Source organism: Haloarchaeobius baliensis (assembly GCF_052060055.1).
Lineage (GTDB): Archaea > Halobacteriota > Halobacteria > Halobacteriales > Natrialbaceae > Haloarchaeobius > Haloarchaeobius baliensis.
In genome coordinates this window covers 577715-593498 of the sequence record NZ_JBPPFR010000003.1, presented here as the reverse complement: position 1 = coordinate 593498, position 15784 = coordinate 577715, and the positions used below count along the sequence as shown (strand labels likewise).

Annotated in this window: 12 protein-coding genes; 5 read left to right on the top strand and 7 right to left on the bottom strand. The window is 67.5% G+C overall.

From position 1 onward, the window contains the following. Positions 1–66: 66 nt before the first annotated feature. A complete protein-coding gene (glmU, locus tag ACSG06_RS19680; protein ID WP_440991999.1) occupies positions 67–1248 on the top strand; it encodes a bifunctional sugar-1-phosphate nucleotidylyltransferase/acetyltransferase in 1182 nt (393 codons plus the stop codon). A gap of 84 nt (positions 1249–1332) precedes the next feature. Then, positions 1333–3579, top strand: a complete 2247-nt coding sequence (locus tag ACSG06_RS19675) for a lipopolysaccharide biosynthesis protein (protein WP_440991998.1) — start codon at positions 1333–1335, stop codon at positions 3577–3579. Positions 3580–3933: 354 nt separating this feature from the next. Here the strand turns inward: ACSG06_RS19675 and ACSG06_RS19670 are convergent, their stop codons facing one another. Together ACSG06_RS19670 and glmS are read right to left on the bottom strand one after the other, a co-directional pair. Beyond that, positions 3934–5610: an asparagine synthetase B family protein gene (locus ACSG06_RS19670; protein WP_440991997.1), complete on the bottom strand. Its 1677-nt coding sequence runs from the start codon at positions 5608–5610 to the stop codon at positions 3934–3936. Positions 5611–5622: 12 nt separating this feature from the next. Then, positions 5623–7440, bottom strand: a complete 1818-nt coding sequence (glmS, locus tag ACSG06_RS19665) for a glutamine--fructose-6-phosphate transaminase (isomerizing) (RefSeq protein ID WP_440991996.1) — start codon at positions 7438–7440, stop codon at positions 5623–5625. Positions 7441–7775: 335 nt separating this feature from the next. Between glmS and ACSG06_RS19660 the strand changes: the two genes are divergently transcribed. Beyond that, a complete protein-coding gene (locus ACSG06_RS19660; protein ID WP_440991995.1) occupies positions 7776–8609 on the top strand; it encodes a DsbA family protein in 834 nt (277 codons plus the stop codon). On the opposite strand, the gene ACSG06_RS19655 is transcribed toward ACSG06_RS19660, so the two are convergent. Both ACSG06_RS19655 and ACSG06_RS19650 read right to left on the bottom strand, forming a co-directional pair. Continuing rightward, positions 8606–10084: a helix-turn-helix transcriptional regulator gene (locus tag ACSG06_RS19655; RefSeq protein WP_440991994.1), complete on the bottom strand. Its 1479-nt coding sequence runs from the start codon at positions 10082–10084 to the stop codon at positions 8606–8608. The two genes, ACSG06_RS19660 and ACSG06_RS19655, sit on opposite strands and share 4 nt — an antisense overlap. 165 nt (positions 10085–10249) lie before the next feature. Beyond that, positions 10250–10855 (bottom strand): DUF7344 domain-containing protein, encoded by a 606-nt coding sequence (locus tag ACSG06_RS19650; protein ID WP_440991993.1) that lies wholly within the window; start codon positions 10853–10855, stop codon positions 10250–10252. 369 nt (positions 10856–11224) lie between these two features. On the opposite strand from ACSG06_RS19650, the gene ACSG06_RS19645 reads away from it, so the two are divergent. Together ACSG06_RS19645 and ACSG06_RS19640 are read left to right on the top strand one after the other, a co-directional pair. Further along, positions 11225–12280 carry a DUF1616 domain-containing protein gene (locus tag ACSG06_RS19645; protein WP_440991992.1) on the top strand — a complete coding sequence of 352 codons (1056 nt, stop codon included), beginning with the start codon at positions 11225–11227 and terminating at the stop codon, positions 12278–12280. Between the two features lie 2 nt (positions 12281–12282). Further along, positions 12283–12864 carry a metal-dependent hydrolase gene (locus tag ACSG06_RS19640; protein ID WP_440991991.1) on the top strand — a complete coding sequence of 194 codons (582 nt, stop codon included), beginning with the start codon at positions 12283–12285 and terminating at the stop codon, positions 12862–12864. Positions 12865–12903: 39 nt separating this feature from the next. Here the strand turns inward: ACSG06_RS19640 and ACSG06_RS19635 are convergent, their stop codons facing one another. The 3 genes from ACSG06_RS19635 to ACSG06_RS19625 form a co-directional block, all read right to left on the bottom strand. After that, complete coding sequence (locus ACSG06_RS19635) at positions 12904–13899, bottom strand: glycosyltransferase family 2 protein (RefSeq protein WP_440991990.1); 996 nt, start codon at positions 13897–13899, stop codon at positions 12904–12906. Between the two features lie 42 nt (positions 13900–13941). Continuing rightward, positions 13942–14349, bottom strand: coding sequence for a PadR family transcriptional regulator (locus ACSG06_RS19630; RefSeq protein ID WP_440991989.1), 408 nt, complete (start codon positions 14347–14349; stop codon positions 13942–13944). A 72-nt stretch (positions 14350–14421) separates the two neighbouring features. Then, positions 14422–15744: a polysaccharide deacetylase family protein gene (locus ACSG06_RS19625; protein ID WP_440991988.1), complete on the bottom strand. Its 1323-nt coding sequence runs from the start codon at positions 15742–15744 to the stop codon at positions 14422–14424. Positions 15745–15784 lie beyond the last annotated feature (40 nt).

The window sequence follows — 15784 nt, the reverse complement described above, 5'->3', positions numbered from 1 at the left end:
AAAAAACCGATTCGGTGCTTACCTGCTCTATAATAAAACCACACGACTGCGTATGGTTCGATACTGATGCAAGCCGTAGTTCTCGCTGCCGGTCGCGGTACCAGGATGCGCCCGCTGTCGGCAGAGCGACCGAAACCGATGTTGCCGGTCGACGACCGACCACTCGCGGCACACGCCGCGGACGCCGCCGTCTCGGCGGGTGTCGACGAGCTCGTCTTCGTCGTCGGGTACGAACCCGAGACGTTGACGGAGTACTTCGGGGAGACCTACCGTGGGGTGCCGGTCGAGTACGCCGAACAGGCGTCGACGGACGGCACCGCAGATGCCGTCGCCTCGGCCGCCCACCACATCGACGGACAGTTCCTCGTCCTCAACGGGGACAGCATCTACGACGACGACTCGGTGGCCGACCTCGTCGAAGCCGGACCGAGTCTCGGCGTGTACGAGGTCGACGACGCCTCTAACTACGGCGTGGTCACTCTCGCGGACGGCGCGGTCGAGAGCATCGTCGAGAAGCCCGACGACCCGCCCTCCTCGCACGTCAACGCCGGTGTCTACGTCTTCCCGGCGGCCGCCAGCGACTGGCTCTCGGTCCCGGAGAGCGAGCGGGGCGAACGGGAGCTGACGGACGTCCTGGCGACGACGATCGAACGGACGGACGTCACGCCGGTCGAGCTGGACGAGTGGCTCGACGTGGGGCGGCCGTGGGAGCTGCTCGAGGCGAACGAGCGACGGATCGGACGGTCGGGCCGACGGCTCGACGGCGACGTGAGCGACGACGCCCGCATCGAGGGTGACGTCGTCGTCGAGGCGGGCGCGACCGTCGCCGACGGCGTGGTGATCGAAGGGCCGGCGCGCATCCGTTCCGGGGCGACGCTGGGTCCGAACGCCTACGTCCGCGGGTCGACCCTGATCGGCCGGGACGCGACGGTCGGCCACGCCGTGGAGGTGAAGAACAGCCTGCTGATGGCGGGCGCGAGCGTCGAACACCTCTCGTACATCGGCGACAGCGTGCTCGGCCGCGACGTGAACGTCGGTGCCGGCATGACCGTGGCGAACCTGCGACACGACGAGGAGCCGGTCCGGGTCGACGTGAAGGGCGAGTCCGTGTCGACGGGTCGCCGCAAGTTCGGTGTCGTCGTCGGCGACCGCGCGAAGACGGGTATCGACACGAACCTGAACGCCGGGGTGAAGCTCTCGACCGGTGCCACCACCGCCCCGGGAGAGACGGTGGTAACCGACCGATGACGTCGACAGCAGCACGGCGGTCGGACAGCGACGAGACGACCGCTGCGGTGGACCACCACGGGCCGTTCCGGGGTGAGCGCTAGTGTGGCGAGGGAACTCGCAACCGGCTTCACGTTCGTGGTCGGCGCGAAGGTGCTCGTCCTCGTCCTCGGGATCGCGGTGTCTCCGTTCCTCGTCCACCTCCTGGGGTCGAAGCCCTACGGGAGCTACGTCTTCCTGTTCTCCCTGTTCAGCCTCTACATGACCCTCGTGAGCTCCGGCGTCAGTGACGGTGTCCGGAAGTACCTGGGTGAGGACAGGAACACGACCGAGTGGGACGAGCGCGTCCTCGGCTTCTACCTGCGGTACGCCACGGTCGCGGCACTGCTCGGTGCGGCCGTGCTCTGGGCCATCGCGAACGTCGGCATCCTCGGTCGCTACCTGCAGAGCGACCAGCTCGTCCTGCACCTCAACCTGCTCGTCGTCCTCGTGGTGACCTCGCAGTTCCGGGCGTACGTCCAGCGCGGGCTGCTCGGGTTCGAACTGGAGCACTACTCGGAGTCGCTCAGGGTCATCTACAAGGTCGGGTTCCTGACCGGCGCCATCGTCCTCGTCGCACTCGGGTACGGCGTCACCGGCGTCCTGGTGAGCCACATCCTGACCAGCGTGGTCGTGACACTCGTCGGACTCGTGTTGCTCTCGACGCAGGTCGAACTCGGGGCCGTCCTGTGGTCGTCGAGCGAAGGGCTCCCCCGACGGGAGATGCTCACGTTCAACAACCTGAGCGTCGTGCTCATCGTCCTCCTGACCTCGCTCTACCACGTCGACGTCATACTGCTCCGCTTCTACAGCGGCGAGGCCGTCACGGCGTACTACCGGGTCTCGCTGCTGTTCGCCGAGTTCCTCTGGTTCGTCCCGCTGGCGCTCCAGACGGTGCTGCTCCAGTCGACCTCCCGGCTGTTCGAACGCGACCGGTACGCCCACATCAAGGCAATCTCGGCCAGGATCACGCGCTACACCGTGCTGCTGACCGCGCTCCTCGGGCTCGGCATCGCCGGCCTGTCACCCACCGTGGTTCCGATGCTGTACTCACAGGAGTTCACCTCGAGCATCCTGCCGCTGCTGATACTCCTCCCCGGCGCGTTCGGCTTCGCGGTCGCGCGACCGATACTCGCCATCGGACAGAGCAGCGGCCGGCTCCGGTCGCTCGTCGTCTCGGTCGCGGTCGCGGCCGGGCTGAACCTCGTCCTCAACGTCCTGCTCATCCCGCGGTTCGGGGCGACCGGCGCCGCGGTCGCGACGAGTACGGCCTACGGGTCGATGCTGCTGTTGCACGTCTGGAGCGCCCGACGCATCGGGTTCGACCCGCTGGCGGACATCCGCCCGGTTCGGACCTCCGTGACGGTCCTCGTCTCCGCGGTCCCGATCCTCTGGCTCTCCCAGACGGTGTCGCCGGACCTGCTCGCGCTCGTCGTCGTCCCCCCGGTGGGGCTGCTGACCTACACGACGGTCGCCTTCCTCACGGGGGCGCTCGACGTCGCCGAGCTGACCCACTTCCTCCGGTCGCTGACGGACCCGCTCGGGGAGTGGTCCGACGCCGTCATCGAACGGCTCTCTACCAGTAGTCCGGAGGGCTCGCAGCTCCAGCGGTGGCTGTTCGGCATCGGCATCGTGCTGTTCGTCGTCGGCATCGGCATCTCCGCCGGCGGCGCGGCGATGGTCGGGGTCCCGCTGCTCGACTCGGACGACGGCGACGGTTCGGCGACGCCCACCGGCCAGGGGACCACCGTCGAGACCGCGACGACACCGGCCGCCACCACGGCACCGACCGACGGGGGTACCGGGACCCAGGCGGTGACCAGCACGCAGTCACCCACGGACACGGCGACAGGGACGAGCAGCCCGACCCAGTCGCCGACGGACACCGAGACGCCGACGGACACCGAGACGCCGACCCGGACCGCGACTGCCACCCCCACGTCGACCAGCACGCCGACCGCAACTCGGACACCGACGCAGACCAGCACGTCGACCGCAACCCAGACGCCGACGCAGACCAGCACGCCGACCGCAACCCAGACACCGACGCAGACCGCAACCCAGACGCCGACGCAGACCAGCACGCCGACCGCAACCCGGACGTCGACGCCGACGACGACCGCCAGCTCGACGTCGACACCGACCACCACGCAGTCGAGCACCGCCACCGCGACCAACTCGACGACCGACTCGAACGCTGTCGAGATGCGACTCCACAGCACGATCGGCTCGTGGGGAATCGGCCCGACGATGCTGACCCTCGGCCCGACGCTCGCTCTCGGTGCAGTCTGGCGAGGCCGTCGGGAGGAGTAGGGGACCACGGCGTCGGCATCGATGCATCCGACGTGGACTCCCGCGCGGCCCCTTCCAAGCAGTAGACGGACACTCGTCGTTCACGGCCATCCTCCCGCTGTTCAGACGCGCCCCGACAGGTGCGGCTCCGCACCCGCACGGTTGCTGCTGGTGTGAGTCGTCCCACCCGGTATACCTCGTCGCGAGGACAGCCTCCCGCCCGCCAGGCACGCGTACCCGTGTTGCCCACCGGTGGTGGGGGGAGCTACTTCGTCGTGAGTCACCCCGACTGGGGACGGTGATACAGGCAGCTCCGGCGGTCGACCTCGTTCTTCGAAGAAGTAGCGATGAACACGACGTCCCGTGTCCCGCCCCTCACCCGAGCAGGGTGACGGGGTTCGAGACGCTGCTGTCCGAGAGGTCGTTGAGCCAGCAGCGGACGTCCATGAACCGGAGCTTCACGCGTGGCGGGAGGTCGTGGACCGACGGCGCGTCGGCGAGGAACCGCTCGTCGACGCGCTCCCTGCGGTAGTGCTCCTTGCGGTCCGGCCAGGGGGTCTCGAACGACTTCACCCCGGGTACCGCGCGGCGGATGGTCTTCTCGATCTGGTTGCGGCGGAACGTCTTCCGTGGTCTGTCCGGCGGCCTGTGCCTGAGCAGGTCGTCGTCGACGCGTTCGAGCGCGTCCAGGTACGTCTGACGGCTCCGGTGCTCCGGCGGCGTCTGGAGATGCCAGGCCAGCAGCTCGCTGTCGGCCGCGACGAACGACTCCACGTACTGGTCCGCCAGGTGGTTCCGGAACGACAGGGTCGGCTGGTTCTGGATGCCGACCATCGGGATGGCGTTGTACTCTGAGTCGAAGCGATGCGCGTGCCTGTCGCGCTGTTCCTCCAGGGCCTCCCGACAGAACGAGACGCTGTCCTCCGGGAGCGTCATCTCGACCGACTCGAGCAGCTCGTCGAGCTGCCAGAAACCGAACTTCTCGAACAGCAGCGTCTCCGCGAGGTCCGGGTCCGGGTCGAGCCCGCGGCGCGGGATGGAGAGACCGAACACGTCCGTCGACCGCTCGGGGCGGAAGTGCGCAGAGAGGAAGGTGTCGAACAGCAGTCCGTGGTAGACCGAATCCACCGCCATCCCGTCGTCGCCGTTCTCGTGGTGGACGTGCAGCGCCTCCCGGATGCTCCCTCCGTACTGGATGGTGTCGCCGTCGGTGTTCATGTACCCGCCGTCCGGGTCGATGACCGAGTGCGGGACACCGTACTGGTCGGCGATCCGGCTGGATATCCGGACCTCGTCGCTCTCCGGCCGGCCGACCGTGTAGCATCGCTCCAGGTCGTCGAGCTCGGAGAGGAACAGTCGGGAGTCGTAACCCGCACTCAGGAGGACGCCCGACCGGCCGGGCTGGGACCGCCGCCGGTCGATAGCCCGTTCGAGTCGGTCGGCCAGCGAGTCGACGTAGTCGAAGCGGCGTGGTTCGTAGACGAACCGGTCGAGGAGCCCGCTCGCGTCGGCGGTGAGGTAGCCGTCGAACGGGACCCGGTCCACCGATTCGTACAGCGTCCGGTCGCCGAGGACGACCCCCATGTGGAGGAACTCCAGCAGGGACTGCCGGTGGACCGTCGGGTCCGGGTCGGTGGCGACGACCTCGGTCGGGTCGGTCCCGAAGACGCGCGTGCCCCCCACGTCCGTGTGGAAGCACTCCCAGGAGCGGACCGGGTCCGAGACGACGATGGGCTGCTCGTCGACGTCGATGGTGACGACGTACGAGCCGTTCAGTTCGCCGACGGCGTCGGCCCCGTCGGTCTGGTATCGCTCGAGGAGCCACGCCGCCGGGTTCTCGGCGTCCTGTTCGGGCAGGTACGCCTCACCCCAGACGACACAGCAGCCGCTGTCGGTCTGGTGGACCCGTGTCCGGCCGTGGTGTCCGAGCGCCTCGTCGCTGACACCGACGGCGAGTCGCGGGCCCGCGAGGACGCGGTCGAACGTGTCCGTGTCACGGATCGAACGGAGGTCCGTCGCGTCACCGAACACTCCGAACAGTTCAGTGTTCACTGCTGTCGACGGTCACTCGACCGTGACACTCTTCGCGAGGTTCCGTGGCTTGTCGATCTCGCGGTCGAGGCGGTTCGCGGCGTAGTACGAGACGAGCTGGAGCTGGACGTTCGCGAGCAGTCCCTCGAGCAGCTCGTGGGTCTCCGGTATCTCGAGGTGGTAGTCCCCGAGGTCTGCGTTGGCATCGCAGTCGTCGGTGACGAGGACGATGGGCGCGCCGCGGCTCTTCGCCTCGGTCGCGTTCGTCAGCGTCTTGCTGCGCACCTCGCCCGTGGCCACCGCGAAGATGGGCGTCGAGGGCGTCACGAGTGCGAGGGGGCCGTGCTTGAGACGGCCGCTCGTGAAGCTCTCGGCGTGCTCGTAGGTGATCTCCTTGAACTTGAGTGCGCCCTCCTTGGCGACCGGGAAGGCGAGGTGCCGGCCGATGAACAGGAACGCGTCGCTGTCGATGTGTTTGTGGGCGACCGACCGCGCGTCGGAGGACTCGAGCACGTGCTGGATGTCGTCCGGGAGTCGGTCGAGGGCCGCGAGGACCTCGTCGAAGTCCTCCCGTGGCTCTCCGTCGTCCATGTCCTCGGCGAGCCGTCGGGCCAGCAGCAGGAGCGTCACGACCTGCGAGGAGAACGTCTTCGTCGCGGCGACGCCGATCTCGGGCCCCGCACGGATGAACACCGTCTCGTCGGCCTGCCGCGCCACCGTCGATCCCATCACGTTCGTCACCGCGACGGTCGTCGCACCCGCCTCGGCCGCGTCGGCCATCGCCGACAGCGTGTCGGCCGTCTCCCCGCTCTGTGTCACGGGGATGGCGAGCGTCGACTCGGAGACGAGTTGCGACGAGGTGCCGTACTCGCTGGCACGGTGTGCCTGGGCCTCGATACCGGCCTCTTGCAGTATCTTCGCGCCGTAGAGGGCAGCGTGGTACGAGGTCCCGCAGGCGACGAGGTCGACCTGCTCGAACTCCTCGAAGTGCCCGGGGTCGAGCCCGTCGAGCGAGACGGTGCCGGTCTCGGGCTCGATGCGACCCTCGAGCGTCTTCTTGAGGGCCGTCGGCTGCGTGTCGATCTCCTTGAGCATGTAGTGGTCGTAGGCACCCTTGCCGGTGTCCTTGGGGTCCCAGTCGATGTGCTCGATCTCCGTCTCGATGGGGTCGCCGTGGACGTCCATCATGGAGAAGCCGTCCGGTTCGATTCGGGCGATCTCGCCGTCCTCGAGGTAGACGACCTCGCTGGTTCGCTCGAGGAACGCCGGCACGTCGCTCGCCAGGAAGTACGACCCGTCCCCGATGCCGACGACGAGCGGCGTCCCGTGACGCGCACAGTAGATGGTGTCGTCACCGTCGATGATGGCGGCGACGGCGTAGCTCCCGTCGAGCCGGTCGAGGGTGCGGCGGAACGCCGTCTCGTGGTCGTCCCCCTGATCGAGGTAGTGGGCGACGAGGTGCGGGATGACCTCCGTGTCGGTGTCGCTGACGAACGTGTTGCCCGTGGCCTCGAGCTCGGCCCGGAGCGTGTCGTAGTTCTCGATGACACCGTTGTGAACGACGGCGACGCGACTCTCGGGGTCGGTGTGCGGGTGTGCGTTCTGGTCGGTCGGCGGCCCGTGGGTGCTCCAGCGGGTGTGTCCGATGCCGACCGTTCCGCTGGGCGGCGACTCCGGAAGCGCCTTGCGCACCTCGGCGACCTTCCCGGACCGTTTGAACGTCGCGATCCCCTTCCCGTTCTGGACGGCGACGCCGGCGGAGTCGTAGCCGCGGTACTCGAGGTTGCTGAGCCCGTCCATGAGCGTCGGCACGGTCTCGTCGGTGCCGACGCACCCGATGATGCCACACATCTCAGCGTAACACCTCGCGTTCGCGGTGGGCTGGTTCGGTCGGTCGGTGCTGGTCGACGAGCAGACGTGATTCGATGGTTGTGGTGTCTATCATACGTGTTCGGGTGCCGCACGCTGTCGCCCCGATGGGCTTGACGCGGGTATGACCAGACCAACACACGAGCGGTCCATTACTATATTCGGGATAAGAAGCACATAGAGATGTATTAGAGACGGTCTCTGGTCCGCAGATGGACGGCTGGCCGAGCATCCGGTGGGGCCGATGGTCGCCGTCTGGCCGGCTGCTACGGTTTACCCGACCGGTAATAATGCACCTGTGGCTCCTCGTTCGACCGATGTCAGACTCGACACGACGGAGGCTGCTCCGGCTCGGTGGAATCGGCCTGACGGCGTCACTCGCTGGCTGTGCGAGCGTCGTCGACAGCGTCTCCGAGGCGGAGCGTACCGATCCGACAGCTGCACGGACCAGTACTGCGGGAGAACGGCGGACCGACACGGAGACGACAGGCGACCCGGAGCCCACGACGGAGGAGCCGACGGAGACACAGACCGAGTCGGTCCAGCGCGCCGACCCCGGGGTGTTCGAGGAGTCCGTTCCGCTTCCGTCGAACCCCTCGTCGTACGACTACGCCGTCATGGGCGACCCGTCCGGGGCACCGACGGCGACCGTGTACGGGAACTGGAAGTGTCCGTTCACCGCCGAGTTCGTCGTGGAGCGCCTGCCGACACTCGTGGAGGAGTACGTCCGCACGGGAGACGTGGCCATCGAGTTCCGCTCGCTGGCCTACCACGAGGGCGAGCCCTTCCTGGGGGCCGACGCACCGCGGGCGACACGGTTCGGGCTGGGAGTCTGGGAGATCGACCCGGACGCGTTCTGGCAGTTCTTCGCGACGGTGTTCGCCAGACAACCCCCGGAGCGACAGGAGTGGGCCCAGACGGACAGGCTGGTCGAGTTCGCTCGCGCTGCCGGCGTCGACTCCGCCGAGAATCTCGGGGAGTCGGTCGAGAACGGCGCGTACAGCGGGCCACTCCGCGAGACGGTTCGCAGTGTCCAGCGTCTGGACCTCTCGGCGGTCCCGCGGGTCGTCATAGACTCGACGGTGACCGCGCCGACGGTCGACTTCGAGGCGACCAGGCGGCAGTTCGATGCGGCCGCGAACGACAGCTAGTCGGGGCCGGTCTGGAACACGTCCGGCTCCTCGTCGTAGAGGGTGACGATCTTCTCGCGGCCGATCTCGATGCGGCTGATCTGCTTGTCCTCTTCCATCTGAGAGAGGGTGCGACTCACCTTCGACTCGGACCAGTCGACCTGCTCGACGATCTCCCGCTGCTTGACGCGACCGTCGTTCTCCTGGATGAGCGAGAGCACCTCGTCGCGGTCGGTCCAGATCCGGTCGTCCGGCGTGGTACGCTCCTCTGGCGAGTCACCGTCCTCCGTCGTGGGCTGGTCGTCGGCCGCCGATGGCTGAGCCGGCGACTGCTCGGTCGTCTCGCCGGTCGCTTCCGCGTCGGGAACGGGCTCCCGGCGGACCGACATGTTCTTCCTGACCCACGCCGGGAGCGCGAACAGCTGTTCCCCGCGGGTCCACAGGAAGCCCGCCTTCCAGCCCCGTCTCCGGAGCACGAGACCGACCACCCCCAGCAGGACGAGTCCACCGACACCGAAGTACACCGGGGTCAGCGCGCTCTTCGGGTTCGTCCCCAGCATGCGTTCGGTGTCGTCGTCCAGCATATCACCGTCGGAGTCGATGTTCGTCGGGTCGAGGCCGAGTTCGACCTCGCGCCCGTCCGGGATGCCGTCGTCGTCGCTGTTGGCGACCAGCGGGTTCGAACCCATGGCGACCTCCATGCCGTCATTCAGGCCGTCGCCGTCGGTGTCTGCCTTGAGCGGGTCGGTCCCGTTGCTCACCTCGGGGCCGTCCCGCAGACCGTCGCTGTCCGTGTCCGGCTCTCTGGGGTCTGTGTTGCGGTCCACCTCGGCGGCGTCGGGGAGTCCGTCGGCGTCGGTGTCCTCGAGCAGCGGGTCGGTGTCGTGGGAGTCGACCTCGGCTCCATCCTGGAGGCCATCGCCGTCCGTATCGGCCTCGAAGGGGCTCGTCCCCCGCAGGACCTCCTCGTCGTTGTCGAGCCCGTCCTCGTCGGCGTCGCTGGCGGGCTGCATCACGGTGAACGGTATCCGGCGCTGGTCGAGGACGGTGGTCCCCTCGAGGAGCTCGACGGTGAAGTTGGACCGCATCGCTCGATCGACCTGCCAGCCGTCGAGATAGAAGACGTTACTGACGGTCGATTCGTTCTGGGCGTCGAACTGTTCGCACCCCAGCTCCTGGTCGGAGCCGTCGCTGCTGACACAGACCCTGAACACGGTCCCGTTCGGGGGCGCGACCGTCACGTTCAGCCGGGCCTGCTGTCCACTCCAGTAGACGAACCGGGTCGACGAGACGTTGGGGTGGGCCTCGCCCGTCGTGGTGACGTTGAGTATCGACGGCCCGTCCTGGGACGGTGCAGCGTCGGCCGCGGGGTTCGAACCGCCGTTCGCGCCGAGCTGCGGGAACTCGGTTCCCCCAACAGGCGCGGCGGCGCCGAAGATCGCTAGCGAGAGGAGACAGACGAGGAACAGCGACACCGAGACGTTGGAGCGTGGCATATTGGTTGCGAGATTTATAAGGAACTTCTTGAACTGTGAATACTAAACCGACGGGGTATCAACTTTGGGTATCGGGAGGAAGTGGAACGCAGGCCGTTCCGGTGGAGACGGTGGCCGCGAGAGACGAACCCCGGTACTGTCCGCCGGAACCCGGATTTCGCCCTGTCACCTGATCGAGGGCAGCGGCGTGTTCCGGAGCAGTTCCGCACCCATGAACACGAGGAGTATCAGGGTGCCGAAGAACAGGTCGGGGGGCGAGGAGACGACGGGGATCCCGAGCGCGGCCGTGAGGAGGAGCATGGCCGAGACACCGGATGCGGCGAGCGTGATGTTCTGCGTCGACATCTCCTCCTGCTCGTCCGCCTGGTCGTCGGCATCCGTCTCGTCCTCGGACTCGCGCTCGTACAGGTGCGTCTCGAGCTGGTCCGCGAGCGGGGTCCGCTCGACGGTCCCGCGGCTCTGGTTGTACTCGATGACGCCCTCCTCGTCGAGCTTCGGGAGGTGGTTCTGGTAGAGCGGGATGTACACGCGCTGGCGCTCGTCGGACGAGAGCGTGCGGACGGTCTTGTCGTGCTCCCAGGCGGCGACGGCCTCGGCGATGTCGCGCATGTCCGTCTTGCCCTCCTTGTCGCTGATGTACCTGATGACGCGGCGACGTCGCTCGTTCTGTAGCAGGTGGAACACCTTGTCGTGGCTCAGCCGTGTCTGCGCGGGGCCTGATTTGCAGTCCGTCGACATGTCCGTGGGTTCGTCGGGTTGGTCTGCGATCATGCTTCTGTTCCCCCCAAGAGCCGGGGGATAAATAAAGGGGAGAAGTCGTTGCAGACTCTTTCACACTCTTGAACGGGTTTAGAGCCGTTCTATGGCCGGTTTATACTGAACAGACCGAGTGCTCGGCACCCGGGACTGTCAGGCCCCTCGGACGCTGAAATCAACTGTTGCACGTCGCTGCAACGATAGTGAACGCCCGAACTAGATATTGCGCTGTCATTATACGGATGCTCGTGACCCCCCGGCTGCAGGCGGTGTCCAGCCGGTCGCAGGAGTGCCGCGACTACCCCTTCCATAATCGTCGCCTGCCGGGCCCGCGCGCGCCTACCAGCCGTGTAACTATGCAGCGACCGGCCGAACGCCGACACGATGGCAGTACGCTCTCTCGAATGGACAGTCGATCTCGTCTTCGCTGTCGCGCTGGCACTCCTCGTCCCGGCCGCGGTCCTCGTGGTCGGACTGCAGGGACTCCCACGCGCGGCCATCACGCTGCCGTTCCTGCTGTTCGTCCCCGGATACGTGTTCCTGGCGGCGGTCTACCCGGAGCGGTACGAGGAGTCGACGACGAGTCGGGACGCGGCGCATCCACTCGCTGCCCGACGTGCACAGGCCGGCATCCCCCTCGGGGAACGGCTCGTGCTCTCGATGCTCATCAGTGCCGTGCTCACACCGCTCGTCGCGCTCGTCCTCAACTTCACGCCGCTCGGGGTCCGCGCCCGTCCGGTCCTGCTGGGAATCGCCGGACTCTCGCTGTTCCTGGCCGTGATCGGGCTCGCCAGACGGGCGATGCTCGAACAGGAACGCCGCGGTGGCGTCCCGCTGTCGGGGCGTGGGAACCGTGGCGCACGCGACTCGCGTCGTGGTGGGACACTCGCCAGCCAGAGCTCCAGACGGTCGGGCACCACCGAGAAGCTCCTGCGAGGGCTCGTCGTCGTGGCGCTCCTCCTGCTCCCCGCGACTGCGGCGTTCGCGTACGCGGCACCGGCCGACGGGCAGGATTTCACCGAGCTCTCCATCACCGCGGAGAACGCGTCGGGCAACCATACCGTCGAGGCGCTGCCGACCACGATCCAGTCCGGGACGGAGGAGCCGGTTTCCGTATCCATTACCAACCAGGAGGGTCAACAGCAGACGTACACCGTGGTCACGATGCTCCAGCGCGCCGAACGGGCCGACGGCGGGGTCCGCGTCGAGTCGAGCCAGCGACTGGACCGGTTCGAACGAACGGTCGCGCCGGGCGAACAGGTCCGGTTCGACCACTCGCTCGGCCCCATCGACTCCGGCGGGGAGTACCGGGTCGTCTACCTGCTCTACCGGGGCGAACCCCCGAACAACCCGACGCGCGAGAACGCGTATCGGTCGGTCCGCCTCTGGGTGACCGTCACCGAATCGAGCGTCGAGACCGAGATCGAGGCCCCGAGCTGACGATGTGGCCCTGGGGACACCTCGCCTTCGGCTACCTCTGTTACTCGGTCCTCGCGCGCCTCCGTCGCGGGCGGGCACCGGCCGCCCTCCCGGTGGTGGTGCTCGCGCTGGCGACGCAGCTCCCGGACCTGGTCGACAAACCGCTCGCGTGGTCGTTCGAGGTGTTCACCACCGGCTACGGGGTGGCGCACTCGCTGTTCCTCGCGGTGCCGCTGGTACTGGTCGCCGGGCTGGTCGCCGCGGCCGTCGACCACGACGAACTCGGGTGGGCCTTCGGCGTGGGCTACCTCTCGCACCTCCTCGGCGACGTGCTCTTCGGGCTGGCCTTCGGCGTCGAGGACCCGTTCGGTCGCGTGGTCTGGCCGCTGTCGGACCCGTCGGGCTACTCCCGGGACTACGGCTTCGTCGAGCGCGTCGCCTACTACCTCGAGGCGTTCCTCGTGCAGCTGGCGGACGGCGACCTCGGCGTCTACGTCCCCCTCTACCTCGTCCTGTTCACCGTCGTGTTCGGACTCTGGATCGCCGACGGTGTCCCCCCGCTGGGCGCACTGTACGAGCGGTTGGTCACGTCAGAAGAGAACTGACCGCCGTTCGAACGCGGGTAGCCGGCCCGCGACGCGTCGCTACCGTTCCTCGGTCCGGACCGTGAGGTCGCGGTTCTCCTCGAAGTCCAGGACCGCCGCCGCGAGCATGCCGAAGACACCGAGGACGATGAGCGCCAGCGGCGCGACGACACCGCCCTCGTCACCGTCGAGTGCGCGCTTTGCCAGGGCGAGGAGCCCGGCCGCGGAGCCGGCCGCACCGAACAGGTAGAACAGCGGCAGTGGGTGGAACTCCCGACCCATGTACTTCGAGCGCAGTCGACCGACGAAGTTCCGGAGCAACAGCGACGAGACCCGTGGCACGTAGGTCCGGTACTGGATGTGGCTCTCCTCGTCGTCGTAGACGGCCCGATGGGGGACGTCGGCGACGGTCACGTTCTCGGCGTTGAGCATCGCCAGGAGGTGGTTGCAGTAGCCGTAGTCCTCGTACATCTCCTCGATGTCGACGGTGGAGAGTGCCTCCTGCGAGATGGCGGTCGACCCGTTCTGTGGGTCCATCGACCGCCAGTAGCCACTCGAGATCTTGGTCAGGAACGTCAGGGCGAAGTTGCCGACGCGGCGGAACCGCGGCATCGCCTCGCGGTCCTCCCCGCGCAGTCGGTTGCCCTTCGCGTAGCCGGCCTCTCCATCGACGACCGGCTGGAGGACGCGCTCGACGATGTCCGGTTCCGACTGCCCGTCGCCACTGACGACGACAGTCACGTCCATGTCGTCGTCGAGCGCGCGCTGGTAGCCGGTCTTGATGGCACCACCGACGCCGCGGTTCTGGTCGTGCTGTATCGGTACGACCTGTGTCCCCCGGTCGGTTCCGCCGTCGGGGAGCGGTGCCTGTGGTGGGTCTCCGCCGTTGACCGCCGACGCGTGCTGGGTTATCTCCTCCCAGGTGTCGTCTGTCGAACAGTCATCGACGACGTAGGCTCGGTCGACGAACGACGGGAGGGTCTCGATGACCTCGCCGACGAACGATTCCTCGTTGTACGCTGGAATAACCGCAGCGATGGTGTCGCCCTGGTACATGGGCTCTGTGATCGTCCTAGCCCAGGGCAGGGGCGGCCCTTATTATACGGACGGTAAGTGATCGAGCGGTACCGGGCTGGCATCCGCCTGGATGCGACGGAGCTGCCAGCGACAGAGCTCGGCCAGGACCGTCGAGCCGTCCGCCGTCAGGTCGTAGGCGCTCGTCCGTCCGTCCCTGGCGTACTTCTCGACGAGATCCCGGTCAGTGAGGTCGGCGAGGTTCGGGTAGAGCTGCCCCGGCAGGACCATGTCCATCGTCGTCGCCTCCAGCTCTCGCTTGATCTCCTGTCCGCTGGGGGACTCTGCACCGGCGACGACGAAGAGCACGTCGCGCTGGAAGCTGCTGAGCTCGCGGATCGCATCCGGTGGGTGGTCGTCCGTCCGCTCGATGCTCGGTCTGTGCTTGTCGACGGCGAGGACGCCGTCGGGGTCGATGTCGAGGTCGGTCATGTTCGAAGGTGGGAAGGTGGGATGACAGTCGGTCGGTCGAAGACGGTGCAACTCGCGGGACGGGCTCGCGCGCTAGTCCTTCGGCGTCCTCGCCTGGAGCCGGTTCTTGACGGTCGACGGCGTGATGACCTCGAGGTTGCTGTCGTCGAGGTAGTCGACGAACTCCTCGAAGTCGGACGTCGACATCTGCAGCCCCTGGCTCTGGCCACCGATCTCGTGGAACGTGAACAGCTCCAGGTCGGAGTAGAGGTTTCCGAGGTCGACCATCTTCTTCGCGGTGTCGAGGTCGCTGGCGTCGCCACGGGAGGCGGTCATGTTCCCTGTCACGCGGCCGGAGCCGATGCTGAGGGTGTCCATGTAGCGGAACCCGAGGTCGTGGTACTGGCTCGCGAAGGTGGCAGAGGCGTTGTTGAACCCACCGTACGGGTAGACGATGGACTGCGCACCGGTCTCGAAGCCGTTGTCGACGAGCCACTCCTTTGCGTTGACGATCTCGCGTTCGGCCTCGACGCGGGAGATCCCCTGGAGGTTCTGGTGGGAGTGCGTGTGCGACACCATCTCCCAGCCGCTGGACTGCAGCTCCTCGAGCTCTTCGAGCGTCATGTGGTTCTCGGCACCGACCTGTCCGGTGACGACCGACGCAGCGGCGGGCATGTCGCGCTCGTCGAGGATGGGGTACGCGTTCTCGTACGCCGAGCTGAGACCGTCGTCGAAGAACAGCAACGCGTAGCCCTGGTCGGGAGACGGGGTGGTCCGGAGGTCGTCGACCCAGAACCGGGTGTCCCGTCCGCCGCCACGGATGCGGATCTCGAGACGCTCGACGGATTCGAGGTTGGGGAGGCCCTCGACGCGGCGGGCGCCGAGGTCGAGGCGGAACCAGTTGCCGCTGGAGCCCTCGCGGATGCCCTCGCCGACGACGAGCGAGTTCGCCTCGTCGGGGGCGTACAGCTTCACCTGCGGCACCGCGTTGCCGGACGACTCCATCCGGAAGGCCAGCGAGAGGTCCTTCGCGGACGCGTCGATGTCGACCGGTCGGGAGACCACGACCGGCCCGTCGTCGCGTTCCAGACGGGCCGACTGCGAACCCGTGTACGTCTGTGCGCTGTCGGGATGCATCGAGCCGCTCTCGACCTCCCACCTCGAGATGTCCTCGAAGTCGTCGACGAGCGTCGACTCCGCGATCTCCGGCGACTCCTGCTGGTCGTTCTCGGTGGTGGAGGAGTTGTCGGTGGTGTTCGCCGTCGTGGGCTGGCCCGTCGTATCGACGGGGGTGTCCGTGGGCTGGTCCGTGGTGTCCGATCCGCCGAGACAACCGGCGATCCCCAGTAGACTCGCGGATGCGAGTGACTTGAGAGCGGTACGTCTCGTTCGGGACGTCGATTCAGGTGGTTTCACGCTATCGGTGAGAGGTCCGCTACCCGCTTTATTATCGGGC

What these genes read in the sequence shown, in the direction of transcription:
- glmU (WP_440991999.1), top strand. Translation starts at nt 67, where the DNA reads ATGCAAGCCGTAGTTCTCGCTGCCGGTCGCGGTACCAGGATGCGCCCG.
- glmS (WP_440991996.1), bottom strand. Translation starts at nt 7,440, where the DNA reads ATGTGTGGCATCATCGGGTGCGTCGGCACCGACGAGACCGTGCCGACG.
- ACSG06_RS19660 (WP_440991995.1), top strand. Translation starts at nt 7,776, where the DNA reads ATGTCAGACTCGACACGACGGAGGCTGCTCCGGCTCGGTGGAATCGGC.
- ACSG06_RS19655 (WP_440991994.1), bottom strand. Translation starts at nt 10,084, where the DNA reads ATGCCACGCTCCAACGTCTCGGTGTCGCTGTTCCTCGTCTGTCTCCTC.
- ACSG06_RS19650 (WP_440991993.1), bottom strand. Translation starts at nt 10,855, where the DNA reads ATGATCGCAGACCAACCCGACGAACCCACGGACATGTCGACGGACTGC.
- ACSG06_RS19645 (WP_440991992.1), top strand. Translation starts at nt 11,225, where the DNA reads ATGGCAGTACGCTCTCTCGAATGGACAGTCGATCTCGTCTTCGCTGTC.
- ACSG06_RS19640 (WP_440991991.1), top strand. Translation starts at nt 12,283, where the DNA reads ATGTGGCCCTGGGGACACCTCGCCTTCGGCTACCTCTGTTACTCGGTC.
- ACSG06_RS19635 (WP_440991990.1), bottom strand. Translation starts at nt 13,899, where the DNA reads ATGTACCAGGGCGACACCATCGCTGCGGTTATTCCAGCGTACAACGAG.
- ACSG06_RS19630 (WP_440991989.1), bottom strand. Translation starts at nt 14,349, where the DNA reads ATGACCGACCTCGACATCGACCCCGACGGCGTCCTCGCCGTCGACAAG.